At 69.4% G+C, this 25,153-nt stretch carries 19 protein-coding genes; 5 read left to right on the forward strand and 14 right to left on the reverse strand.

The genetic code is table 11. The features are described from left to right. Positions 1-2 precede the first annotated feature (2 nt). On the reverse strand, positions 3-2,330 hold the full coding sequence (ligA, locus tag QRN44_RS11675) for an NAD-dependent DNA ligase LigA (RefSeq protein WP_157583391.1): 2,328 nt from the start codon (positions 2,328-2,330) through the stop codon (positions 3-5). 151 nt (positions 2,331-2,481) lie between these two features. Here ligA and QRN44_RS11680 point away from each other — a divergent pair, with 151 nt between their 5' ends. Further along, positions 2,482-3,960 carry a sugar porter family MFS transporter gene (locus QRN44_RS11680; RefSeq protein ID WP_064295118.1) on the forward strand — a complete coding sequence of 493 codons (1,479 nt, stop codon included), beginning with the start codon at positions 2,482-2,484 and terminating at the stop codon, positions 3,958-3,960. Positions 3,961-4,019: 59 nt separating this feature from the next. Here QRN44_RS11680 and mnmA read toward each other — a convergent pair whose 3' ends face one another. Then, positions 4,020-5,138 (reverse strand): tRNA 2-thiouridine(34) synthase MnmA, encoded by a 1,119-nt coding sequence (mnmA, locus tag QRN44_RS11685; RefSeq protein WP_285039196.1) that lies wholly within the window; start codon positions 5,136-5,138, stop codon positions 4,020-4,022. 60 nt (positions 5,139-5,198) lie between these two features. Beyond that, positions 5,199-6,422, reverse strand: coding sequence for a cysteine desulfurase family protein (locus tag QRN44_RS11690; protein ID WP_285039197.1), 1,224 nt, complete (start codon positions 6,420-6,422; stop codon positions 5,199-5,201). 68 nt (positions 6,423-6,490) lie between these two features. On the opposite strand from QRN44_RS11690, the gene glgX reads away from it, so the two are divergent. Next, on the forward strand, positions 6,491-8,533 hold the full coding sequence (gene glgX / locus QRN44_RS11695; protein ID WP_285039198.1) for a glycogen debranching protein GlgX: 2,043 nt from the start codon (positions 6,491-6,493) through the stop codon (positions 8,531-8,533). A gap of 2 nt (positions 8,534-8,535) precedes the next feature. Then, positions 8,536-9,027 carry a Cys-tRNA(Pro) deacylase gene (gene ybaK, locus QRN44_RS11700; RefSeq protein ID WP_285039199.1) on the forward strand — a complete coding sequence of 164 codons (492 nt, stop codon included), beginning with the start codon at positions 8,536-8,538 and terminating at the stop codon, positions 9,025-9,027. A 57-nt stretch (positions 9,028-9,084) separates the two neighbouring features. Here the strand turns inward: ybaK and glgP are convergent, their stop codons facing one another. Then, positions 9,085-11,658, reverse strand: a complete 2,574-nt coding sequence (glgP, locus tag QRN44_RS11705) for an alpha-glucan family phosphorylase (RefSeq protein WP_285039200.1) — start codon at positions 11,656-11,658, stop codon at positions 9,085-9,087. A gap of 149 nt (positions 11,659-11,807) precedes the next feature. On the opposite strand from glgP, the gene QRN44_RS11710 reads away from it, so the two are divergent. Both QRN44_RS11710 and glgB read left to right on the forward strand, forming a co-directional pair. Beyond that, positions 11,808-13,862, forward strand: a complete 2,055-nt coding sequence (locus QRN44_RS11710) for an alpha-1,4-glucan--maltose-1-phosphate maltosyltransferase (RefSeq protein ID WP_121290249.1) — start codon at positions 11,808-11,810, stop codon at positions 13,860-13,862. 65 nt (positions 13,863-13,927) lie between these two features. Then, positions 13,928-16,150 carry a 1,4-alpha-glucan branching protein GlgB gene (gene glgB / locus QRN44_RS11715; RefSeq protein ID WP_285039359.1) on the forward strand — a complete coding sequence of 741 codons (2,223 nt, stop codon included), beginning with the start codon at positions 13,928-13,930 and terminating at the stop codon, positions 16,148-16,150. A gap of 78 nt (positions 16,151-16,228) precedes the next feature. On the opposite strand, the gene QRN44_RS11720 is transcribed toward glgB, so the two are convergent. From QRN44_RS11720 to tsf, 10 genes are all read right to left on the reverse strand, one after another. Further along, positions 16,229-17,209, reverse strand: a complete 981-nt coding sequence (locus tag QRN44_RS11720) for a tetratricopeptide repeat protein (protein ID WP_285039201.1) — start codon at positions 17,207-17,209, stop codon at positions 16,229-16,231. Then, positions 17,206-19,071: a DUF8094 domain-containing protein gene (locus QRN44_RS11725; protein ID WP_285039202.1), complete on the reverse strand. Its 1,866-nt coding sequence runs from the start codon at positions 19,069-19,071 to the stop codon at positions 17,206-17,208. Before QRN44_RS11725 ends, QRN44_RS11720 begins: the two co-directional genes overlap by 4 nt. Before the next feature lie 118 nt (positions 19,072-19,189). Beyond that, positions 19,190-19,933 carry an alpha/beta hydrolase gene (locus QRN44_RS11730; protein WP_285039203.1) on the reverse strand — a complete coding sequence of 248 codons (744 nt, stop codon included), beginning with the start codon at positions 19,931-19,933 and terminating at the stop codon, positions 19,190-19,192. A gap of 52 nt (positions 19,934-19,985) precedes the next feature. Next, positions 19,986-20,276 (reverse strand): Rv1322 family protein, encoded by a 291-nt coding sequence (locus tag QRN44_RS11735; protein ID WP_071260877.1) that lies wholly within the window; start codon positions 20,274-20,276, stop codon positions 19,986-19,988. A 50-nt stretch (positions 20,277-20,326) separates the two neighbouring features. Continuing rightward, positions 20,327-20,995 (reverse strand): aggregation-promoting factor C-terminal-like domain-containing protein, encoded by a 669-nt coding sequence (locus QRN44_RS11740; protein ID WP_285039204.1) that lies wholly within the window; start codon positions 20,993-20,995, stop codon positions 20,327-20,329. A 75-nt stretch (positions 20,996-21,070) separates the two neighbouring features. Next, positions 21,071-21,628, reverse strand: a complete 558-nt coding sequence (locus tag QRN44_RS11745) for a DivIVA domain-containing protein (RefSeq protein ID WP_285039205.1) — start codon at positions 21,626-21,628, stop codon at positions 21,071-21,073. A gap of 55 nt (positions 21,629-21,683) precedes the next feature. Then, positions 21,684-22,646 carry a phosphatidate cytidylyltransferase gene (locus QRN44_RS11750; RefSeq protein ID WP_254628156.1) on the reverse strand — a complete coding sequence of 321 codons (963 nt, stop codon included), beginning with the start codon at positions 22,644-22,646 and terminating at the stop codon, positions 21,684-21,686. Positions 22,647-22,801: 155 nt separating this feature from the next. Continuing rightward, positions 22,802-23,356 (reverse strand): ribosome recycling factor, encoded by a 555-nt coding sequence (gene frr, locus QRN44_RS11755; protein ID WP_064295107.1) that lies wholly within the window; start codon positions 23,354-23,356, stop codon positions 22,802-22,804. Positions 23,357-23,428: 72 nt separating this feature from the next. Then, positions 23,429-24,142, reverse strand: a complete 714-nt coding sequence (gene pyrH, locus QRN44_RS11760; protein ID WP_056006822.1) for a UMP kinase — start codon at positions 24,140-24,142, stop codon at positions 23,429-23,431. A 169-nt stretch (positions 24,143-24,311) separates the two neighbouring features. Continuing rightward, entirely contained in the window at positions 24,312-25,139 is an 828-nt protein-coding gene (gene tsf, locus QRN44_RS11765) for a translation elongation factor Ts (RefSeq protein WP_079002272.1), read from the reverse strand. Positions 25,140-25,153 lie beyond the last annotated feature (14 nt).

Consider the following 25,153-nt stretch of genomic DNA (forward strand, 5'->3'; position numbering starts at 1 on the left):
GCTCAGTCCGTGGGCGCCTCGTCGGCGGACGCTGCGCCCTCGGCCTCGTCCTCGGCCGGGACGTCCGGCTCGCCGAGCGCCGCCGGACCCTCGGAGACGAGCAGGGCGAACTGCTCGGCGTCGATGATCCGCAGACCGAGTGCTTCGGCCTTGGCGAGCTTCGACCCGGCACCCGGGCCGGCGGCGACGAAGTCGGTCTTCTTCGAGACGCTCGAGGCAGCCTTCCCTCCCGCCTGCACGATCGCTTCCAGCGCACCCTCCCGGGTGAAGCCCTCGAGCGAACCGGTGGCGACGACGGTGACACCCGACAGCACCCCGCCGGCCGCGACAGCGGCGCCCGGCCCCGGGTGTCCCGGAGTCGCCCACTGCACGCCCGCCGCGGTCCACTCCTCGACGATCTCGCGATGCCAGTCGACCTCGAACCAGGCGATGAGCGCATCGGCGATGATCCCGCCCACGCCGTCGACCTCTGCGAGCTCGTCGCGGGTGGCCGCACGGATGGCATCGAGCGAACCGAAGTACTCCGCGAGTGACCGGGCGGCGACCGGGCCGACGTGGCGGATGTTGAGTGCCACGAGCAACCGTGCGAGCGGGCGGGTCTTCGCGCCGTCGAGGTTGGCGAGGAGTTCGATCGCGTTCTTGGACGGCACCGAGGACTCGTCACCGTCGAACTCGGCCGCGGCCGGATCGTGCACGCCGTCCTTCTTGGCACGTCGGCGGCGGAAGGGCGTGACGCGCTTCTCGGATCCGTCCTCGTTGAGCTTGGGCAGGCCGGTCTCGTTGTCGCGGACGATCACCGTGACCGGGAAGATGTCGGCCATCGTGAGCGAGAAGAGTCCGGCCTCGGTCGTCAGCGGTGGTTCCGCGGGCTCCACCGGCTGGGTGAGCGCCGCTGCCGCCACCTCGCCGAGCGCCTCGACGTCGAGCGCGCCACGGGAGCCGATGTGCTCGACGCGTCCGCGCACCTGCGCCGGGCAGCTCCGCGCGTTCGGGCAGCGCAGGTCGATGTCGCCCTCCTTCGCGGGGGCGAGGGTGGTACCGCACTCGGGGCAGTGCTCGGGCATGACGAACTCGCGCTCCGAACCGTCGCGGAGCTCGACCACCGGGCCGAGGACCTCGGGGATGACGTCGCCGGCCTTCCGGAGGACGACGGTGTCACCGATGAGCACCCCCTTCGCCTTCACGACGTCCTGGTTGTGCAGGGTCGCCTGACGCACCTCGCTGCCGGCGACGAGCACCTTCTCCATGACGGCGAACGGGGTGGCGCGACCGGTGCGCCCGACGCTCACGACGATGTCGAGCAGCTTCGTGTTCACCTGCTCGGGCGGGTACTTGTAGGCGATGGCCCATCGCGGAGCACGACTCGTCGCGCCGAGCTCGCCGTGGAGCGCGAGATCGTCGACCTTCACGACGACGCCGTCGATCTCGTGCTCGACGCTGTCGCGGTGGGCGCCGAAGTACTCGATGAACTCCGCCGCACCGGTCGCCTCGTCGTGGACCCGGTAGTGCGAGGAGGTCGGGAGCCCCCAGCTGTGCAGCAGCTCGTAGACCTGTGACTGCCGAGCGACTGGTGGCTGTTCCCACGCGCCGATGCCGTGGACGAGCATCTGCAGGCGGCCGAGCCGGTCGTGCATGAGTGCGAGCTGGGCCGGGTTCTTGCTCTCCGCCTTCTGGCGCAGGGAACCGCTCGCCGCGTTGCGCGGGTTGGCGAAGACCCGTTCACCGGCCGCCGCCTGGTTGGCGTTCAGTTCGCGGAAGGCCTCGACCGGGAAGAAGATCTCGCCCCGGACCTCGACGACCTCCGGGAACTCGACCTCGGGGTCGGACGAGGTCAGTCGCTCGGGGATGGAACGGATGTACCGCACGTTCTCCGTGACGTCCTCGCCGACGACGCCGTCGCCTCGCGTGGCCGCGCTCACGAGGCGGCCGCGCTCGTACCGGAGGTTGATGGCGAGGCCGTCGATCTTCAGTTCGCAGAGGTACTGGACGGACCCTCCGGCGTCGCGCTCGACCTTGGCGGCCCAGGCGAGGAACTCCTCGATCGAGAAGACGTTGTCGAGGCTGAGCATGCGCTCGAGGTGCGTGACCGGGGCGAACAGCGTGGTCTCGGCGCGCCCGCCGACGGTCTGGGTGGGGCTGTCCTGGCTCTGCAGCTCGGGGAACAGACGCTCGAGCTCCTCGAGCCGCCGGAGCATCGCGTCGTACTCCTCGTCGGAGGCGAGCGACTCGTCTCGCTCGTAGTACGCGTCGCGGAGCTCGAGGATGCGCGAGGTCAATTCCTCGGCCTCGGTCGATGCCTGCTGGAGGGTCTGTCCGGTGCTGTTCGCCACGGCGTCCAGTCTACGAGCGGCGTCCGACACCGGCGGGCGCTTGACACCCGGCACGTCCTCCCGGATGTGCGCAACGGGGTCGGGGCGGGTCTCATCGAGGAGTAGGGTGTCGCAGTGCCGCAGGAACCATGCGCGCGGAATCGGAGGAACCATGTCCCAGTCCAGCAGTCCGGGAACGGGGGCGGCTCCCACCAGCAAGCAGCTGACCGCGCGCGTCATCGGCATCTCCGTCTCGGCCGCGGTCGGTGGCTTCCTCTTCGGATTCGACTCCTCCGTGGTGAACGGCGCGGTCGACGCGATGCAGGACCACTTCGCGCTCAGTGAGGCGCTCATCGGCTTCGCGGTCGCGTCAGCGCTGCTCGGTTGCGCGCTCGGCGCCTACCTCGCGGGTCGGATCGCAGACAGCCGCGGCCGCATCTTCACGATGCTGCTCGGTGCAGGCCTGTTCTTCGTCTCCTCCTTCGGAGCCGGCTTCGCCTTCTCCCCCTGGGACCTCGTCATCTGGCGCATCGTCGGCGGGCTCGGTATCGGCATCGCCTCGGTCGTGGCTCCGGCGTACATCGCCGAGATCGCGCCGAGCGCCATCCGCGGCCGCCTCGCCTCGCTGCAGCAGCTCGCCATCACGCTCGGCATCTTCGCCGCGCTCCTGTCCGACTCCGTCCTGGCGGGCGCCGCCGGCGGCGCGTCGAACCCGCTGTGGTTCGGCGTCGAGGCCTGGCGCTGGATGTTCATCGCCTGCGCGCTCCCGGCCGTGGTCTACGGCGTGCTCGCGATGCGGCTCCCCGAGTCGCCCCGGTTCCTCGTCCGCAAGGGCAAGTCCGACGAGGCCCGTCGGATCTTCGCGACCGTCTGGCCGCAGGAGGAGGTGGATCGCGCCGTCAAGCTCGCCGAGCAGGCGGTGAAGGACGATGAGCAGCAGAAGAAGGCGACCCTCTGGGGCGGACGCTTCGGGCTCCTGCCGATCGTCTGGATCGGCATCATCCTGTCGATCTTCCAGCAGTTCGTCGGCATCAACGTGATCTTCTACTACTCGACGACGCTGTGGAAGGCCGTCGGGTTCCAGGAGTCCGATTCGCTCCTCATCTCGGTCATCACCTCGGTGACGAACGTCGCGGTCACCATCGTCGCCATCCTGCTCGTGGACCGCATCGGTCGACGGCCGATCCTCCTCGCGGGCTCCATCGGCATGACGGTCTCGCTCGGTGCGATGGCGATCGCGTTCACACAGTCGGTGACCGACAGCGCCGGCGAGGTGTCGTTGCCCCAGCCGTGGGGAACGATCGCCCTCGTGGCCGCCAACGTGTTCGTGGTCGCGTTCGGCGCGTCGTGGGGACCGCTCGTCTGGGTGCTCCTCGGCGAGATCTTCCCGAACCGCCTGCGCGCGAAGGCACTCGGTGTCGCGGCGATGGCGCAGTGGATCGCGAACTTCCTCATCACGGTCAGTTTCCCGGCCCTCGCCGCGTTCTCCCTGCCGGTGACCTACGGCATGTACGCGCTGTTCGCGCTCCTCTCGTTCGTCTTCGTCCTCGCGAAGATCCCTGAGACCAACGGCCTGACGCTCGAGGAGGCGGAGACCCTCTTCGTCAAGAAGCCCAAGAAGTCCAAGGCGGGCGCACCGTCCCGATCCTGAGACCGACGCGGAACGCCCGACGAGCCTGGCTCGTCGGGCGTTCCGTCGTTCCGGGGTCGTCAGGCGGAGGCGGCGGCTCCGACGGGTACCGCGCTGACGGTGCGGTCGATCGTGAATTGACCGAGGACGCGCGTCCCGCTGTACAGCACGGCGGTCTGTCCGGGAGCGACGCCGTCGAGCGGCGTCTCCGGGTGGACGACGAGCTCACCACCGACGAGCGTCAGCGCGGCGGGGACCGGGTCCGCGTGCGCACGGATCTGGACGTCGCACGGGATCGCTTCGGCACCGACCTCCGGAGCCCTCCCAGCCCAGGTGAAGCGAGAGCCGGCGATCTCGCCGATGGCGAGCGCCTCCTTCGGCCCGACGACGACCGTGTTGTCCTTCGGACGCACCTCGAGGACGAAGCGGGGACGTCCGTCCGGCGCCGGCACGCCGAGGTGCAGGCCCTTGCGCTGGCCGACGGTGAACGCGTGGGCACCCTCGTGCGAACCGACGACGGCTCCGTCGCGGTCGAGGACCTGGCCGGTCTCGGTACCGACCCGCTCCCCCAGCCAGCCCTTCGTGTCGCCGTCGGGGATGAAGCAGATGTCGTGGCTGTCGGGCTTGTTCGCCACCGTGAAGCCGCGCTCAGCGGCCTCGGCACGGACCTCGGCCTTCGACGGCGTCGCCCCGAGCGGGAACATCGAGTGCGCGAGCTGTTCGGCGGTGAGCACGCCCAGGACGTACGACTGGTCCTTCGCCCAGGCACTCGCCCGGTGCAGTTCTCGATCACCCTCGGGGCTCGTGACGATCGTGGCGTAGTGGCCGGTCACGACCGCGTCGAACCCGAGGTCGAGCGCCTTCTCGAGCAACGCGGCGAACTTGATCTTCTCGTTGCATCGCATACACGGGTTCGGGGTCCGGCCGGCGCGGTACTCGGCGATGAAGTCGTCGACCACGTCGAGCTTGAAGCGCTCCGAGAAGTCCCACACGTAGTACGGGATGCCGATCAGGTTCGCCGCACGCTGGGCGTCCATCGAGTCCTCGATGGTGCAGCACCCGCGACTGCCGGTCCGGAGCGTACCCGGCATCCGGCTGAGCGCCAGGTGGACGCCGACCACCTCATGGCCCGCGTCGACGGCGCGTGCCGCTGCCACGGCGGAGTCGACTCCGCCACTCATCGCTGCCAGAACTTTCACCGGGCAAGTCTACGCGCCAGCCGCCGGACGGCCACCCGCAAGCAGCGACGGGAGGGCTGCTCAGGGACGAGCGCCCAGTGCCGTGTCGCGGTCGGCGGAACCGGCCCGACTCGCCTGCGCGTACGCGCGCGGCAGCGCCTGGAGGAAGTCGTCCACGTCGCCCTCGGTCGTCGTCCGGCCCAGCGTGATCCGGAGGACCGATCGGGCCTCGGTCTCCGGGCGTCCCATCGCGAGCAGGACATGCGACGGTTCCGGGACGCCGGCCTGGCAGGCGGAACCCGTCGAGACCGCCACCCCTGCGAGGTCGAGCAGGAAGAGCATCGAGTCCCCCTGTGCGCCGGGGAACACGAAGTTCGCGTTCGACGCGAGTCGCTCGCTGGGATCACCCGTCAGCTCGGCCTCCGGAACGGTCGCCCGCACGCCGGCCACGAGTCGGTCGCGCAAGGCGCTGAGACGCTGCTGTTCCGCGGTCCGCTCGAGCGCCATGAGCTCTGCGGCGACGGCGAATCCGACGGCTGCCGCGACGTCCTGCGTACCGGAGCGGAGTCCGCGTTGCTGTCCGCCACCGTGCTGCAAGGGCTCGACCACGGCTGCGCGACTCACGACCAGGGCTCCGATCCCCACGGGACCACCGATCTTGTGCGCGGAGACGCTGAGCGCGACGAGACCATCGGCACCGACGGATCCGGATGCGGCGCGAAGGTCGGCGAGGTCGATGGGGAGGTGTCCGTAGGCCGAGACCGCGTCCAGGTGGAACGGCACCTCGGACGCTGCGGCGAGCGCCGCCAGCCGGACGACGGGCTGGATGGTGCCGACCTCGTTGTTCGCCCAGAGCGCCGTCGCCACGGCGATGTCGGGGCCGTGGTCGGCGAAGCGCGCGGCCGCCGTGTCGAGTGAGACCCGGCCGAGGTCGTCGAGCGGGATCCAGAGCGGGGATGCACCCTCGTGGCGCTCGAGCCACTCGACGGTGTCGAGCGTGGCGTGGTGCTCCCCCGCGGGTGCGAGCACGGCGGCGCGTCGTCGATCCTGCTGGCGGTGCCAGTAGAGCCCCTTGAGGGCGAGGTTGATGGATTCGGTGCCGCCGGAGGTGAAGACGAGTTCGATGGGGTCGCATCCGAGGGTCGCCGCGACCCGCTCACGTGCCTCTTCGAGGAGGCGGCGGGCCTGTTGCCCGGGGCCGTGGATGGAGGCCGGGTTGCCGACGGTCGCCATCGCGGACGCGTAGGCCTCGATCACCTCGGATCGCACCGGGGTCGTCGCGGCGTGGTCCAGGTACACCACCATGCCGCTCCTCCCCTCGCCGCGTTGTCCGCGGATCTTCGCGCACTCCCGCACTCACTACTGTAGAACCCATGAACGCTGGTGACCCCTTCCACGATCTCGGCGTCCGCCTCGGCCCGTCCGGTGGTGAGCTCCGTGTGTGGTCCGAGCATGCGGATGCCCTCGAACTCGTGATCTTCGATGACAAGGATCTGAACTGGATCACCCACTCGGTCGAGATGACCCGCGACGACGACGGTGTCTGGAGTGGGAGTTCCGAGGAGCTGGTGCTCGGCCGACGCTATGCGGTCCGCGCCTCCGGGCCGTCCTCGCCGAACAACGCCTTCGACCCGAGCCTCCTGCTGCTCGACCCCTACGCCCGCGGCCTCGCCCGGGTGTCGGCAGAGCAGTGGCGGTCCGTCGTCGTCGACGACGCGTTCGACTGGGGCGGTGTGCAGAAACCCCGTATCCCGCTCGACCGGACCGTCGTGTACGAGGCGCACGTCAAGGGGCTGAGCAAGCTGCACCCCGACGTTCCGGAGGAGTTGCGGGGCACGTACGCGGGCCTCGCCCACCCCGCGATGATCGCGCATCTGCACGACCTCGGGGTGACGAGCGTCGAACTGCTTCCGGTGCACGCGTTCACCTCTGAGCAGCGTCTCATCAAGCAGGGCCTCGTCAACTACTGGGGCTACAACACCCTGAACTTCTTCAGTCCACACGCCTCCTATGCGACGAAGACGGCGCAGGCGGGAGGCGCGGACGAGGTCCTCCGCGAGTTCAAGGGCATGGTGAAGCTGCTGCACGAGGCCGGCCTCGAGGTCATCCTCGACGTCGTCTACAACCACACCGCAGAGGAGGGGCCCGGCGGCCCCCGCACGAGCTTCCGCGGCATCGACAACGCGACCTACTACCGTCAGGACGCCACCGGCGCCTACATCGACGTGACGGGCTGCGGCAACACCGTGGACTTCGGCCATCCGGTCCCCCAACGGCTCGTGCTCGACTCGTTGCGATACTGGGCGGACGAGGTGCAGATCGACGGCTTCCGGTTCGACCTCGCCGCGACGCTCGGTCGGAACGAGGCGGTCGAGTTCACGCCCGACCACCCCCTGCTCGAGGCGATCGTCCACGACCCGTCGCTCGTCGACGCGAAGATGATCGCCGAGCCCTGGGACGTCGGGATGGGCGGCTGGCAGACGGGGAACTTCCCCGCCGGTTGGCACGAGTGGAACGACCGGTACCGGGATCGCGTCCGCAACTTCTGGCTCTCCGACATCGACTACGCGAGACGGGCGGACGCCCCGGTCGGGATCGGTGGGTTCGCGACCCGTCTGGCCGGATCGAGCAACACCTTCTCCGCTGAGCGCGGTCCGCTGGCCTCCGTCAACTTCATCACGGCCCACGACGGGTTCACCCTGGCCGACCTCGTCTCGTACGACGTCAAGCACAACGTCGGGAACGGCGAGTCCAACCGCGACGGGACGGACAACAACCGTTCCTTCAACCACGGTGCCGAGGGCCCGACGGACGACCCCGCAATCCTCGCCGCTCGTCGCAAGGCGATGCGGAACCTGCTCGGCACGCTCCTGCTGTCGGCGGGTGTCCCGATGCTCACCGCTGGCGACGAGTTCGGGCGGAGTCAGCGTGGCAACAACAACGCCTACTGTCACGACTCCGAGCTGACCTGGGTCGGATGGACGAGGGAGCCCTGGCAGGACCAGTTGCTCGCGCACAGCCGCCGGCTCCTCGAACTCCGGCGCGAACACCCCGCCCTCCGACCGGAGCACTTCGCCGCCGCCGGGACGACGGTGCCCGGCGCGAGCGTCATGGACTGGTTCGACGCCTCGGGCGGGACCATGAGCACCGAGGACTGGACGAGTCCCCGGAACCGGACACTGCAGTTCTTCTCGACCAGCACGCCGGAGTCCGAGGAGCTCGACCGCGTGCTGCTCATCGTGCACGGCGTCGAGCAGCCGGTCGAGGTCACCTTGCCCCAGCACGAGGGCGTGACCGCGTTCGTGCGCATCTGGAACTCCGCGGACGATGCACCGACGTCCGAGGAGGAGCAGTTCGTCCCCGGCCAGACGGTCCCGGTCTCGGCCACGTCGATGCAGCTCTTCCGAGCCGTCTGACGATGGCGAAACGGAGGGCCGAGGGAGGCGGCACCCCGGCGACGGTGACGTTGACCTCGCTGGGCATCCCCTTCACCCCGCGCTCCTACCGACACGACCCGTCGGTGACGGCCTTCGGTCTCGAAGCCGCCACGGCGCTCGGGGTCGACCCGCCCAGGGTGTTCAAGACCCTGCTGGCGGAGGTGGACGGGTCGCTCGTCGTCGCGATCGTCCCGGTCGCCGACCAACTCGACCTCAAGGCGCTCGCGTCGGCCCTCGACGGGAAGCGGGCGACGATGGCGGACCCTGCCGTCGCCGAGCGGAAGACGGGCTACGTGGTCGGCGGCATCAGCCCGATCGGGCAACGCACCGCGCTCCCGACGGTGCTCGACGAGAGCGCCTTCGAGCACGAGACGGTGTTGGTCTCGGGTGGTCGGCGCGGATTCGACCTCGAACTCGCCCCGTCCGACCTCGCATCGGCAGTGTCCGCCGCCGTCGCACGGATCGCCAGATAGTCGGATCCCTCGACGCACCGGTCCGAGGGTCGCACCGGCGCGTCGGAGGGGATCGCCCTACTGGTCCGCCACGGCGACGAGCCCGAGTTCCGCGGGGGTGAGGAGCAGCTCGTGTCTCGGCACGATGCGCACCGTGTACCCGAACCCGCCGGCCCGATCGAGGGGAAGCGTTCCGGCGTACTCGAGTGTGTGCTCCGGCCGACTCGTCGACGGGGACTGCTGCTGCTCGAGCGGCTGCGTCCGGATGTCGAGCAGTTCACCCCCGGCACCGGGCACCCCGTAGACCACCTCGACGGTCACGTCCTCGGGTGACAGCGATCCCAGTTGGACGTAGGCGCGCAGCCGCAGCACGTCACCGACCTGCGGGACCGCGTCGACACCGCCGCTCTCGACATGGGCGACCGCCAGCTGTGGCCAGGCCTCGCGCACCCGCTGCTTGTAGGCTGCCAGCTCGCGTGCCCGCTGCTGATCGGACGCGTTCAGCTCGCGCTCCATCGCCGCCGCCGGGAGGTACATGCGCTCCGTGTACTCGCGGACCATGCGGTCGGCGCTGAGCGGTTCGGACAGCGTCGAGATCGTGTGTCGCACCATCTGCATCCAGCGCTGCGGCAGCCCGTCGTCCTCGCGCTCGTAGAACCGCGGTACCAGCTGGTGCTCGAGGATCTCGTACAGCGCCGTGGCCTCGAGGGCGTCGCGTTCCTCGTCGTCCGCCGCCCCGTCCGCCGACGGGATGACCCAACCGTTCTCGCCGTCCGCGTACTCGTTCCACCATCCGTCGAGGATCGACAGGTTCAGTGCTCCGTTGAGTGCGGCCTTCATGCCGGAGGTCCCGCAGGCCTCGAGGGGACGCAGCGGGTTGTTCAACCACACGTCACAGCCGGGGTAGAGCGTCTTGGCCATCCCGATGCCGTAGTCCGGCAGGAAGACGATGCGCGATCGGAGCTCGGGATCCTGGGCGAACTGTACAAGGCGCTGGATGAGCCGCTTGCCGTCGTCGTCCGCCGGGTGTGCCTTGCCCGCTACGACGATCTGGACGGGCCGTTCGGGGTGGAGCAGGATCGCGCGCAGTCGGTCGGGATCGCGCAGCATGAGGGTGAGCCGCTTGTAGCTCGGCACCCGCCGGGCGAACCCGATCGTCAACACCTCGGGGTCGAGCAGTTCGTCGATCCAGGACGGGAGCACCGCTTGCGGGTTCTGGGTCCGATACCCATCGGCGATCCGGCGCCGCACGTCGGCGACGAGGCGCTCCCGCATCCCGTGCTTGCGCGACCAGAGCTCGGCGTCCGAGAGCGACGGATCGGACCAGTCCGCCCGACTCGTGTCGGTCGTCCCCCACCGGTCCACGGCGAGGTCGATGAGCGATGGATCCGTCCAGCTCGGGGCGTGGACACCGTTCGTGATCGACGTGATCGGCACGTCCGAGACGTCGAAGCCGGGCCAGAGCCCTCGGAACATCGCCCGGCTCACCTCACCGTGCAACCGACTGACGCCGTTCGCGCGCTGCGCCAGACGCAGGCCCATGATCGCCAGGTTGAACACCTCGGCCGAGCCGCCGTTCGCCGTCTCGTCGCCGAGTGCGAGGGCGTCCTGTGCGGCGACGCCCGGAAGCAGGTCACCGCTGAAGTAGCGCGTGATCACCTCACGGTCGAACCGGTCGATCCCGGCCGGAACGGGGGTGTGTGTCGTGAAGACGGTCCCGCCGCGTACGAGCTGCAGCGCCTCGTCGAAGGAGAGTCCGTTCCCGACGAGGTCGCTGATCCGCTCGAGCCCCAGGAAACCGGCGTGGCCTTCGTTGGAGTGGTAGACCTGCGGCAGCGCGTGGTCCGTGAGCTCGCTCCATTGCTTGATCGCTCGGACGCCGCCGATGCCGAGGAGGAGTTCCTGCAGGAGTCGATGCTCGCCGCCACCGCCGTACAACCGGTCCGTCACGCCGCGCAGCTCGGCGACGTTCTCGGGGATGTCCGTGTCGAGCAACAGCAGTGGGACCCGACCGACTTCGGCGATCCAGACCCGTGCCGACAGGCTCCGGTCGTCCGGGAGCGCCAGGGTGACGGTGACCGGTGTCCCGTCCGGCTCCCGGAGCACCGCGACCGGGAGTCCGTCGGGGTCCTGCACGGGGTAGGACTCCTGCTGCCAGCCGTCGTTCGTGATCGACTGCGCGAAGTATCCGGAGCGGTAGAGGAGGCCCACGCCGACGAGCGGCACCCCCAGGTCTGACGCGCTCTTCAGGTGGTCGCCGGCGAGGATGCCGAGGCCACCCGAGTACTGCGGCAAGGCCGCGGCGATACCGAATTCGGGCGAGAAGTAGGCGATCGTCTGTGGTTTCGGGTCAGGGAGGCCCTGGTACCACCGCGGCTCCTCCAGATACCGGCGGAGGCCGGCGTGCAAGGCGTCGGCCCGACCGACGAAGTCCGCATCGGCGGCGAGTTCCGCCAGTCGCTCCGGTGTCACGAGTCCGAGGCCGCTGATCGGATCATGGTCGGACTCGCGCCAGACGTCCGGTGCGATCTCGTCGAACAGGCGCTGCGTCGGCTCGTGCCACGACCACCGCAGGTTCGCAGCGAGGGCGGTGAGCGAGGTCAGGGACTCGGGGATGAGCGCGCGGACGGTAAACCTGCGGATAGCCTTCACGCGCTCACTCTAGGGCAACCGCGGTGGCCGCTCAGGACACGGCAGCACCCGAGGCCTTAGCATGACGCGCGACACCCCGCGCGCCCCTTCATCGGTGGTCGTTTCGCGGTACGGTCGGACCAGTGGCACCGAAGGAGATGGAACGCACTATGCCGAAGTCAGTACCGCAGTCCTCCACCGTCGACGACGCCGGGCCGGTGTCGCTCACGCTGTCCCCGAACATCGGGCGCATCCCGATCCTGGATCCGACGCCCTCGGTCGAAGGTGGCCGTTGGCCGGCCAAGGCGTTCTCGGGCGAGGTGGTGCCGTTCGGCGCGACCGCGTTCCGCGAAGGGCACGACCTCATCGGCGTCGAGCTCCTGTTGACCGACCCGCGCGGCAAGACGGTCGCGCATCGGATGTCCCCCGGCGCCCCGGGCACGGACCGCTTCGAGGTCGAGGTCCAACTCGCGACGGAGGGCACCTGGCGGTACCAGGTCCGTGCCTTCGCCGACGAGTTCGCAACCTGGGAGCACAACGCCCGGGTCAAGATCGAGGCCGGTGTCGACGTCGAGCTCATGTACCTCATCGGCGCCGAACTCCTCGAGCGCGCCGCGACGGACAAGCTCCGCCCGGCGAAGGACCGCCGCTTCCTCACCGCCGCCGCCAAGCTCCTCCGCGACACCGAGGCCGAGCCGGAAGCCCGGTTCGCGGTGCTCGACGACCCCGAACTCCTCGCCATCGCCGACCGCCGGCCGTTCGCCGGTCTCACGAGCACGAGCGACGAGCGAGTGGTCCGCGTCGAGCGCACCCGGGCCGGCGTCGGTTCCTGGTACGAGTTCTTCCCACGGTCGGAGGGTGCTGAGCGGAACCCGGACGGCTCGTGGACGTCGGGCACCTTCCGCAGCGCAGCCGGGCGGTTGCCGGCCGTCGCCGCGATGGGGTTCGACGTCCTCTACCTGCCGCCCATCCACCCCATCGGCGTGACGTTCCGCAAGGGACCGAACAACACGCTCACGCCCGGCGAGCACGACCCGGGCTCACCTTGGGCGATCGGTGGTGCCGCGGGCGGTCATGACGCGATCCATCCCGACCTCGGCACGGAGAAGGACTTCGTCGCCTTCGTCCGCCAGGCGAAGAAGGTCGGCCTGGAGGTCGCCCTCGATCTCGCCCTCCAGGCGTCGCCGGACCACCCCTGGGTGACCGAGCACCCCGAGTGGTTCACGACCCTCCCCGACGGCACGATCGCGTACGCCGAGAACCCGCCGAAGAAGTACCAGGACATCTACCCGGTCAACTTCGACAACGACCCGGAGGGCATCCGGGCCGAGGTGTTGCGCATCGTCCGCCACTGGATCTCGCTCGGCGTCCGCATCTTCCGCGTCGACAACCCCCACACCAAGCCGCTCGACTTCTGGGAGTGGTTGCTCGCGACCGTCAACCGGACGGACCCCGACGTCGTGTTCCTGGCGGAGGCCTTCACCCGTCCGGCCCTGCTGCAGGGTCTCGCGAAGGTCGGGTTCCAGCAGAGCTACACCTACTTCACCTGGCGCAACACGAAGGAGGAGCTCGAGGAGTTCCTCGGCGCGGCGGCGACCGAGACCGCCGACTTCCTCCGGCCCAACCTGTTCGTCAACACGCCGGACATCCTCACCGAGTACCTCCAGTTCGGTGGCCGGGCGGCGTACAAGGTGCGCGCGGCGATCGCTGCGACCGCCGCGCCGACGTGGGGGGTCTACGCCGGGTACGAGCTCATCGAGAACGTCGCCCGTCCCGGTGCCGAGGAGAACATCGACAGCGAGAAGTTCGAGTACCGTCCGCGGGACTGGGCCGCTGCGGAGGCCGCCGGCACCTCGCTGTCGCCGTACCTCACCCTGCTCAACCGGATCCGGCGGGCGCATCCCGCCCTCCGGCAGTTGCGCAACATCAGCTTCCACTGGAGCGACGACGACCAGATCCTCGTCTTCAGCAAGCATCTCGACCAGCGGTTCACCGGCACCGGTGAGCACGACACCCTGCTCGTCGTCGCCAACCTCGATCCGCACTCGGTCCGACAGACCATGGTGCACCTCGACCAGACCGTGTTCGGCGGCGTCCCGGGCGGTAGCTTCGACGTCACCGACCTCGTCACGGGAGCCGAGTGGATCTGGTCCGACAGCAACTTCGTGCGCCTCGACGCCTTCACCGAGCCCGTGCACATCCTGAGCGTGAGGATCCGACCATGACGACCAGCCCCGTGACCCCAGACGGAGCCGCTGCGCCGAAGCGCTCCGGCCGTCGAGCAGCACCGATGCCGGTCGACGCCACACCGGCGCCGCGGGAGCTCCCGCTCCCCTCCGTCGAGGACTGGATCCTCGACGCCGTCGCGGAGGGCCGCTACCACGATCCGCACGAGATCCTGGGCCAGCACCTGATCGACCTGGGCGGGGTGAGCGACCCCCTCGTGGTCGTCCGGGCCAGACGCCCGCTGGCCGAGCAGGTGACGGCGGTGCTCGCCAACGGTGCGCGCGTCGAGCTCGCGCACGTCCGCGCCGGCATCTGGCAGGGCTTCCACGTCGACGGCATCATCGACTACACGCTCGACGCCCGCTACAGCGACGGATCGATCTGGAACGCCGACGACCCGTACCGGTTCGCGCCGTCGATCGGCGAACTCGACCTGCACCTCATCGGCGAGGGTCGCCACGAACGACTCTGGGACGCCTTGGGCGCCCACGTCACCGAGCTGCGTGGGGTCACCGAGTCGGTCGCCGGCACCGCGTTCGCCGTCTGGGCACCCCACGCACGCGCGGTCCGGGTCATCGGCGACCTCAACTCCTGGGACGGCACGGCGCACGCCATGCGCAACATGGGTGCGACGGGTGTCTGGGAGCTGTTCATCCCCACCATCGGCGCCGGCGAGCTGTACCGCTTCGAGATCCTGACCCAGCGCGGCGACTGGGTCCGTCGGTCCGACCCGATGGCCCGGTTCACCGAGCGCTCCCCCGCCACCGCATCCGTGACCGGTGTCAGCGACTACCGCTGGACCGACGAGGCGTGGCTCGATCGGAGAGCCGCGAGCGATCCGCACAACGGACCCATGAGCGTCTACGAGCTGCACGTCGGCTCCTGGCGTCCCGGGCTCGGTTACCGGGACCTCGCGGACCAGCTCATCGAGTACATCGCGGAACTCGGCTACACGCACGTCGAGTTCATGCCGCTCGCCGAGCATCCCTTCGGCGGCTCCTGGGGGTACCAGGTCACCGGCTACTACGCACCGACGAGCCGCTTCGGTTCGAGCGACGACCTGAAATACCTGATCGACCGTCTCCACGGCGCAGGGATCGGCGTCCTGATGGACTGGGTGCCCGGCCACTTCCCCAAGGACGAGTGGGCCCTCGCGAACTTCGACGGTCAGCCCCTCTACGAGCACCCCGACCCGCGACGTGGCGAACAGCCGGACTGGGGCACCCTCGTCTTCGACTTCGGGCAGCCCCAGGTCAAGAACTTCCTGGTGGCCAACGCCCTCTACTGGCTCGAGGAGTTCCACGTCGACGGCCTGCGCGTCGACGCCGTCGCCTCGATGCTGTACCTCGACTACTCGCGGAAGGACGGCGAGTGGCTGCCGAACGTCCACGGCGGGCGCGAGAACCTCGAAGCGATCAGTCTCCTCCAGGAGGCGAACGCGACGGCCTACCGGCGGAACCCCGGGATCGTCATGATCGCCGAGGAGTCGACGAGTTGGCCCGGCGTCACCGCGCCGACGAGCGCGGGCGGTCTCGGGTTCGGCCTGAAGTGGAACATGGGCTGGATGCACGACTCGCTCCAGTACATCGAGCACGACCCGCTCTACCGGTCACACCACCACGGCGAGATCACCTTCTCGATGGTCTACGCCTTCAGCGAGAGCTTCCTCCTGCCGATCAGCCACGACGAGGTCGTCCACGGCAAGGGCTCCCTCCTCGCCAAGATGCCCGGTGACCACTGGCAGCAACTCGCGAACATGCGCGCCTACCTCGCCTTCATGTGGGCCCACCCCGGCAAGCAGTTGCTCTTCATGGGCCAGGAGTTCGGTCAGCCCTCCGAATGGTCTGAGGAACGCGGTCTGGACTGGTGGATCCTGGACCAGCCGAGCCACCGGGCGCTGCTCGGCCTCGTGTCCCGACTCAACGCCGTGTACACGGAGCACCCGGCGCTCTGGGCCCTGGACCACGACGCCGCCGGCTTCGAATGGCTCGACGCCGGGGACGCGCAGAACAGCGTGCTCTCCTTCCTGCGCTGGGACGACGACGGCAACGTGATCGCCGCACTGGTCAACTTCTCCGGCGCCCCCGTCGGCCCGTACCGGGTCGGCCTGCCTCGCGCCGGTCGGTGGGAGGAACTCCTCAACACCGACGCCGTGGAGTACGGCGGATCCGGCGTGGGCAACTACGGATCGGTCGAGGCGTCGGCGTCACCGTGGGCAGGACGCCCGGCTTCCGCCGAGCTCACGCTCCCCCCGCTCGGCATGATCTGGCTCAAGCACGTCGGCTGATCAGGCTTCCGCAGCACCCGGATGCACGACGAAGGCCCGCCTCCCTCGGGAGGCGGGCCTTCGTCGTGCATCGGTCGGTCAGTAGAGGAGGCCGGTCAACCGGGCCCTGGCCTTCATGACGCGCGGATCGGTGACGCCGGCGACCTGGAAGAGCTCGAGCAGGCGCGTCCGGACGGTGTCCTTACGCGACTGGTCGAGGTCGGGGAACAGCGTCAGCAGACGGTCGAAGGCGTCCTCGAGGTGTCCTCCGGAGAGGTCGAGGTCGGCGACGGCCAGCTGGGCGTCGAGGTCGGCGGGAGCAGCAGCGGCGCGCGCGCGGATCTCATCGAGGGTCTTCCCCGTGAGGCGGTGCAGCAGACGGACCTGAGCGAGGCCGGCCACGGCCATGTCGTCCTTCGGATTCTGCGCGATGGCCTTCTCGTACGCGGCGATGGCCGTCGGGTAGTCGGCACGCTCGATGGCTCCGTACGCCTCGGCGTGGAGGGGCGGCAGCGGCTCCTCCACGGGTTCGGCTGGAGCTGCGGCGTCCCCTTCGGCGACGACGGCCCGACCGGAGACCCCGTTCTGTCCGGCCAGCTGCAGCAACTGCTCGATCACATCGCGCACCTGCGACTCCGGGATGGCGCCGTTGAACATCGGCACCGGGCGTCCGCCGACGACGGCGACGACCATCGGGATCGACTGCGCCTGGAACGCCTGGGAGAGCTGCGGGTTCGCGTCGACGTCGACCTTGGCGAGCACGAAGCGGCCGGCGTATTCGGCGGCGAGGCGTTCGAGCACCGGGGAGAGCTGCTTGCACGGTCCGCACCACTCGGCCCAGAGGTCGATGACGACGGGGACCACGGAGGACAGCTCGACGACCTGACCGAACCCGTCGTCCGTCGCGTCGAAGACCAGGGACGGGACCTGGACGGTCTGGCCGGTCGTCGCGCCGGGCTCCTCTGCCGGTGCGCCCGCCTGCGTCGACGCGCCCGCGGGCGGCGTCTGGTGGCGACGAGCGAGGCCGGAGAGGTCGACGGCGCCGCGCAGGTGTGCTGCGCTCGGCTCCGCGGCACTCACGGGAGCTCCGATGCGGCGATGAGGGTCTGGGTGAATCCGAGCAAGGTGATCTTCTCTCCGGAGTTGACGGCTGGCACGTAGAACAGGAGCTGGTCGCCGTAGGTGGCCTGCGTCCCCTTCGCACTCTCGGTGATCCCGGAGAGCGCGGCGACCGCACCCGAAGGTTTCACGGTAGCACCGGCCGTGACCACCGAGACCACCTCGCCCTCCTGCACGTTGACGGCGACGATCGCACCCGAGTCGTTGGTCGCCAGTGCGACGTTCGGGCCGGTACCGGCGGCCGCCGAGAAGGCGATGCTCGCCGTCGTCGGCAGGTTCGCGGCCTTCGTGGCGCGGTCCGCAGCGACCTGCGTCCGGAAGACGTCACCATCGGCGTTGAACATGCCGGCGAAGGTGCTCGCATCGCCGTTGGTGATGATGTCGGCGTATGCCGCGGCGATCTCCTCCGGCGGCATGACGAGCAACTTCGAGTCCGGCGGGACGCTCGCGGCACCGATGGTCGCGGGCGCAACGTTCTCGAGTCGGGCGCCCTCGAGGAGCTTCTCCGCGTAGACGACCTGGTAATTCGACCGCGGGTCCTGCTGGGTCATCACGAGGACCGTCGGCGACACCGTCTCGTCGGCCTTGTCCTGGATGGCGGTCATGACCGTCCGAGGCCAGGCATCCGTCGCCTGGGGCAGGGTGAGCGTGACTGGCGACGCGGGGATGGGCGTCGCCCCGGCGGCGTCGGCCACCTTCGAGCGGAGGGCGTAGTTCGCCGTGCGCTCCTCGAGAGCCGGTCCGGAGAACCGGACGGCTGCAGCGGTGCCGTCGAGCGCAGCATCGGCCTCGGACGCCGCCGTCGAGATACGCGACACGATCCGCTCGACCTGTGGCACGGTGACGACGGGCGCGGCGAAGTCCTGGTCTTGGCTGTCGGCCGGCAGGTCCGTCGCGGTGACGGTGGGCGTCGGTGACGGCGCTCCGATGGTCGGCCAGTAGTCCTGGGAGCAGCCACTCAGGCCCAGGGTCCCGATGAGGACGAGCGGTACGCCCACGACGAGTGACCGGCGCAACGGGGAGCGCTTCGTCTTGCCGGCTCCGAGTTCACGGGGGCGGCGCGGCTTCGGTTGTCTCGACATCTTCGTGATGCCCTTCTGTCCTTGTCCCGGACCCTTGCGACGCGGGCCTCGCGAGCGACGCATGCGCTGGATCCCCGAGAGGTAGAGCACGATGCCGGCGAGGAGGACGAGGATGCCACCGGCGATCAGCGGACCGGCCCACGGGGTGGCGTTGTCGAGTGGCCAGGAGAGTCGGATGGAATCCGGAGCTGCGGCCGAGCCGTCGGTCGCGATGAGCACGTCGATGTCCTTCGGTAGGTTCATCGTCGCGATGACCGCGCCCGCCTCGTCGTACTCACCGAGCCAGAGGTCGGATCCGCGCGGGTCCGGGCCCTTCTCGGCGGTGGTGGTGTCGTCGCTGGCCTCGGGGGCCGGCGTCGCCGACGGCTCGGGACTCGGGGTCGCCCCGTCGTCGTCGGTGGCGTCCGCCTCGGCCGTGACGGTCGTGGTCGTCAGGGCGGTACCGGCACTGTTGACGCCCACGCGGCTGTAGGGCTCGTCGCCGAGCCAGGCCGTGATGTCGTCGGAGCGCCCGTAGCTCATGAACACCTGCGTGTCGCCGCCCGCGCCCGCCACGATGGACTGCGCTCCCGGCTGCGACTGCAGCACGCTCCCGGGGATGACGATGAACCGGTCTCCGCTGTCGACCGTCGTCGACAGGCTGAAGGTGCCGGGCGAGAGGAACACGGTCCGTTGCGCGATTCCCGTCACGATCATGACGGCTGCCACGACGAACGCGGCGATGGCGAGAACGAAACGCACGGATTACTCTCCTCTGGCGTCGGAACGACGCGGGTGATCCTGCGTCCGACGGGATCCGGCGGGTCGGGCCGGCAGGAGACGCAGGTGGTTCAGGCTATCGGAAATGACTGAGAGGCGGCTAGACGGCCGCTGGGAGGCCGGGAGCCGGCCAGTGGGTCGGCAGCGGCAGCGCCTCGGGACGCACTGCAGCGACGATCTCGGTGAGCACGCGTCGGGTCTGGCTCTCCCCCACCCACAGGTGCTTGGCGCCGTCCACCGGGACGAGCGTGACCCCGGGGAGGACGCCGAACCGTTCCGCCGCTTCCCCGGGTCGGAGGTAGTCGTCGAACTCGGGCACGAGGACGACCATCGGCCGGTCGTCGCCGGCCCAGGCCCGGAGCTCGTCCTCCGTCGTGCGGTGCAGCGGCGGAGACAGGAGGATCACTCCCTCGACGGCCGGGTCGCGCCCGTACTTCAGGGCCAGCTCGGTCCCGAACGACCATCCCACGATCCACGGGTGCGGAAGCCCGCGCTCGGCCACGAACGCGAGCGCGGCCTCGACGTCGGCCCGCTCGCCGACGCCGCCGTCGAAGGCGCCGTCGCTCGTCCCTCGAGGAGACGAGGTGCCGCGGGTGTTGAAGCGGAGCACCGCGATCCCCGCGAGCGCAGGCAGGCGCGCCGCGGCCTTCCGGAGCACATGGGAGTCCATGAACCCGCCGGCGGTCGGCAGCGGGTGGAGCGTCACCAGGGTCGCGACGATCTCGCCGTCGGCCGGCACCGCGAGCTCGCCGACGAGGGTGAGGCCGTCGGCCGTATGCAGCTCGATCTCCTCGCGGACGGCGGGGAGCTCGGCGCCACCACGGATCTCGATGGTGTCGGTCATGAGTCAGTCCTCCGGGGCAGTGTGGTCGGGTCGATTCGCGGCGTGCGGGCGTTCACCGGATCCGCCAGCAGTGGGAGTGCCAATGCCGCCGGGCAGCGATGTCGGCCTGGTCGCCCAGGACCCCGTCGGCGCGCCACGTCACCACATGTGCGGTGCCGGGCGGGATCGACTGTCCGCATCCAGGACACACGTAGGTCTTCTGCGCACTGGAACCGCTGACGGGCTGGACGAACCAGGATCCGTCTCGATGGTCCTCGGTGCGTTTCCACCCTGCCATCAGCCGTTCGAGACCGTTACCCTCGTCGTCGCCGGGCCGTGGCCGGTGGCGGTGGTGTCGGGGCATGGGTCAAGTCTAGGCTCAGCCTCCACGACCGTGTCGGGAGGCGGTTCCGGTCAGTACCAACCGTTGGACTCCGAGTGGGCCCACGCGCCGCACGGCGTGCTGTACCGACTCGTGATGTACCCGAGACCCCAGGTGATCTGCGTCGCGGGGTTGGTGGCCCAGTCGGCTCCGGCCGAGGCCATCTTGGAGCCGGGAAGCGCCTGCGGGATACCCGTGGCGCCAGAACTGGCGTTGTAGGCGTACACGTTCCACCCCGACTCACGGTTCCACAGGGAGACGAGGCAGCTGTACTCGCCCTCGCCCCAGCCGTTGGCCATGACCATGTCGTAGGCGATCGCCTGAGCCGTACCCGGGTCGGGCGTGCCTGCCGCGGGAGCGCTGCCCGTGGACGAGGAACCGCCGTCGGTCGCGGCCGGCGTCGCCACGGGAGGCGGCGGCGGCGGAGCGACGACCTCGTAGCTGTCGCGGGCGAAGGTGTACTGGTAGTTCGAGCTCGCGACGACGGACTGCGCCGCGTTGCCACCGAACTGCGCCTGCTTCTCCGCATAGGAGGACGCCACGACGCTCGAGGTCGGGTCGACCATCGTCACGGCGACGAAGCCGAATGCAGCCGTCGCGGCGAAGATCCCGAGGACCTTCTTGCCCCGAGAGCGCGGACGACGGTACGACTGCACCGCCTTACCGGTGTTCGGCTGGGCTGATGGTTTCCACGGGGTCACGTCAGTTGAGTCTTGAGGCACGATGCATCGATGGTAGCCGAGAATGCCTGATCAGGCCACCTGGTCGCCCGACGCTCAGCGAACCGCCAGCATGACGTCCACGACGCTGTCGAGCAGTGCGTCGACCTGCGACTCGCGGTATCCGGCCCATTCGTTGCGGAACACGGCCGTGCGGACGCGATCGATGTTGAGCGGTGTGCCGTCGTGGAAGTAGGCGACGAGGCGGTCCGCGAGGGCGTCCACGTCCTTCCGGCTGTAGCCACGGGCGAGCAGGCTCACGCGCTGGAACCGTTGGCCCTCCGGCCTGGTCAGCCGGTTGAGGATGACCTGCGCGGTGCCGCGGGCGTCGCGCAGCCACTCCTTGGCGCCGCGCTCCTCGACCGACCGTTCCCGCTCGCGGAGCGAGAAGGCGTCCTCGAGTCGCTCGAGCGCCGCGTCGACGTGCTCGGTGCTGTAGCCGCCCCGGACGAGCCGGAACGCCACGTGCCGGATGTCCTCCGCGCTCAGGGTCGCATCCGCGTCGGCGTCGGCGTCCTGCCCGTAGGCGGCGCGAGCGCGGTCGAGGAACTCGTCGACCTCGGCCGGATCGTAGCCACGCTTCGAACGCTTTGAGGTGGGGAAGATCGTGCTCACCGGACCATTCTCCCCCATGAGGGGCTGATCGGGCGAAATCGGACCGGGCCAGAGCTCAGACCGCGAGTCCGCCGAACAGCAGGTAGACCACGTAGGCGACGACCGCCGACGGCAGGATCGAGTCCAGGCGGTCGAGGAATCCCCCGTGCCCGGGAAGCCACGAGCTCATGTCCTTCACGCCGATGTCGCGCTTGATGAGCGACTCGGCGAGGTCGCCGACCGTGGCACTGCCGAGGAGCAGCAGGCCGAGCAGGACACCGACCCACCACGGCACACCGAGCATGAGGATCGCGAGCAGCACACCGGCCACGACCGAGACGACACCCGCCCCGGCGAAGCCCTCCCAGGTCTTGTTCGGGCTGATCACCGGCGCCATCTTGTGCTTACCGAACGACAGGCCGCTCACATACGCGCCGACGTCGACGCAGATGACGAGGATCAGGAACGCCAGCGTCCACCACTCGCCCTCGGGCTGGGCGACCAGGAACACGGCGAAGGAGGCGAGGAAGGGGACGTACACCTGGATGAACGTCCCGGACGCGAGGTCGCGGACGAGCGTGGGAAGGTCGGTCCGCTTCGAAGCGATGGCCTGCTCGGCCACGCGCCAGACGATGACGAGCAGGATGCCGAGCAGGACGACGGACCAACGCCAGACGTCGTGGAGGAAGAACGCCGCCGGCTGCATCGCGACGGCGGAGATCACGGTCGGGATCGCCGGCACCCGGCGCCCGGTCTGCTCGAGGGCCTTCCGCAGCTCAAGCGTGGCGAAGGCCACCACGGCCGAGGCCAGGACGACGAAGATCACCTTGAAGATGATCAGACTCACGAGCATGATGCCGCCCGCGGCCACCCCGATGAGGATGGCATTCACGAGGTTCCGACCGACGCGTGCCTCGATGCGTTCGTTCGTCGCGTCGAACTGCGCCTTCGTCGCCTGGACCTGCCGTTCGATGTCGGCACGTTTGGCGTCGACCTGCCGCTCGAACTTCGCGCGGCGGTCCTTCAGCTGGGAACGCAATTCCTGCGGACCCGACTTCCCGGACCGGCCGGGTTCGGGTTGCGACGGATCGCTCGATCGCCCGGGAGCGACATCGTCTTCCACAGGTACCTCCAGCGGGCGTGCCGGCGGTCGAGGGACCGGTCGGCGAACGGAATCAGCGGTGGGACAGCGGCTCAGATGGAGAGCAGCTCGGTCTCCTTGGCCTTCAGCGCGGCGTCGACGGCGTCGATGTGCGACTTCGTGACGGCCTCGAGTTCCTTCTCGCCGCGTGCGACGTCGTCGTCGCCGACCTCGCTCTTGAGCGCCTCGAGGTCGTCCTTGCCCTTGCGACGGATGTTGCGGATCGACACCTTCGCGTCTTCACCCTTGCCGCGGACGATCTTCACGTACTCCTTGCGACGCTCAGCGGTCAGCTCTGGCATGGTGACCCGGATGACGGTGCCGTCGTTCGTCGGGTTGGCGCCGAGGTTCGGGATGTCACGGATCGCCTGCTCGATGTCGCGCAGTGCGGACTTGTCGTAGGGCGTCACGACGATGGTGCGCGCTTCCTGGTTCTGCAGGGAGGCGAGCTGCGCCAGCGGCGTCGGCGTGCCGTAGTAGCTCACCAGGACCTTCTGGAACAGCTGGGGGTTGGCGCGACCCGTACGCACCGTGGCGAAGTCATCCTTCGCGGCCTCGACGGCCTTCGACATCCGGGTACCAACATCCGAGAGGACATCCGCGATCACGAGCACTCCTTTGATTGCATTTCTGGGTTCAGTCTAGTCGGGCGGCGGGCCTCGGCCTGGCCGCCCTGCCGCCTATGCGGAGGTGACGAGGGTGCCGATCGCGGCACCGCGGATGGCCGCCGTGACGTTGCCGGCCGGCTCCATGCCGAAGACGCGCATCGGCATGCCGTTGTCCATGCAGAGGCTGAAGGCCGTCGAGTCGACGACCTTGAGGCCGCGCTGGAGCGCCTCCTGATAGGAGATGGTGTCGATCTTCGTCGCGGTCGGGTCGACGCGGGGGTCGGCGGTGTAGACGCCGTCGACGCCGTTCTTGGCGACGAGGACCTCGACGGCTCCGATCTCGAGCGCGCGCTGTGCCGAGACGGTGTCGGTCGAGAAGTACGGGAGTCCGGCGCCCGCTCCGAAGATGACGACGCGACCCTTCTCGAGGTGGCGCTCGGCGCGGAGCGGGATGTACGGCTCGGCGACCTGCGTCATCGCGATGGCCGACTGCACGCGCGTGGCGGCGCCGGCCTGCTCCAGGAAGTCCTGGAGGGCCAGGGCGTTCATGACCGTTCCGAGCATGCCCATGTAGTCGGCTCGGCCGCGGTCCATGCCGCGCTGGCTGAGCTCGGCTCCGCGGAAGAAGTTGCCGCCTCCGACGACCACTGCGACCTCGACCTCGGCGGTCGCTTCAGCGATCTCGCGGGCGATCGACCCGACCACGTCGGGGTTGACGCCCAACTGGCCGCCTCCGAACGCCTCACCTGACAGCTTGAGCAGTACCCTGCGCTTCTTCTCCGGCATCCGCCTGTCCTTCCTCGTCCCTCACACAACTTAGCGTCAGGAGCCGCCCGCTGTCCGCGACAGTGGTCGACTCGCTGACCGGATCGTCACCGATCCCACGTGCACGGGTATGCCCGCGCACGCAAAGGGGTCCGGATCGCCACTGGCGATCCGGACCCCGTCACAACTGCTACGCGCCGACCTTGAAGCGGGCGAACCCGGTCACGGTGAGGCCCGCGTCAGCGAGCACCTTCTGCACGGACAGCTTGTTGTCCTTTGCGTAGTCCTGCTCGAGGAGCGCGACCTGCTTGAAGTACGAGGTCACGCGGCCCTCGACGATCTTCGGCAGTGCGGCCTCGGGCTTGCCCTCGTTCTTCGAGATCTCGGTGACGATCTCGCGCTCCTTCTCGACCTCGTCGGCCGGGACGTCGTCGCGGCTGAGGTAGGACGGGTTGGCGAACGAGATGTGCTGCGCGATGCTGCGAGCCGTCTCCGCGTCGTCGCCCGAGTAGCCGACGACCACACCGACCTGCGCGGGCAGGTCCTTGTTGGTCTTGTGGAGGTAGACGGCGAAGTGCTCACCGTGCACCACCGCGAGGCGGCGGAGCTCGAACTTCTCACCGATGATCGCAGCGGAGTCCGCGATGACCTCGGCGACGGTCTTGCCGTCGGCGGGAGCCGCGTTCCCCTCTTCGACGGTGGTCGCGCCGGCGGCGACGACCGCGTCGAGGACGAGGTCGGCCAGGGCGAGGAACTTCTCACCCTTCGCGACGAAGTCGGTCTCGCAGGCGAGCTCGATGAGCGTGGCGGTGTCGCCGTTCTCCTTCGCGGCGACGAGGCCCTCGCTCGTGGAGCGGTCGGCACGCTTCGCGTTGCCCTTCGCACCCTTGAGACGCAGGATCTCGGTCGCCTTCTCGACGTCGCCATCGGCTTCGACGAGTGCGTTTTTGGTGTCGACCATGCCGGTGCCGAGCTGCTCGCGCAGCACCTTCAGGTCAGCGAGAGAAAAGTTGGCCATTGCTGGTGTCCTCC

The organism is Plantibacter sp. lyk4-40-MEA-4, from assembly GCF_030209415.1.
In the GTDB taxonomy this organism is placed as follows: Bacteria; Actinomycetota; Actinomycetes; order Actinomycetales; family Microbacteriaceae; genus Plantibacter; species Plantibacter flavus_A.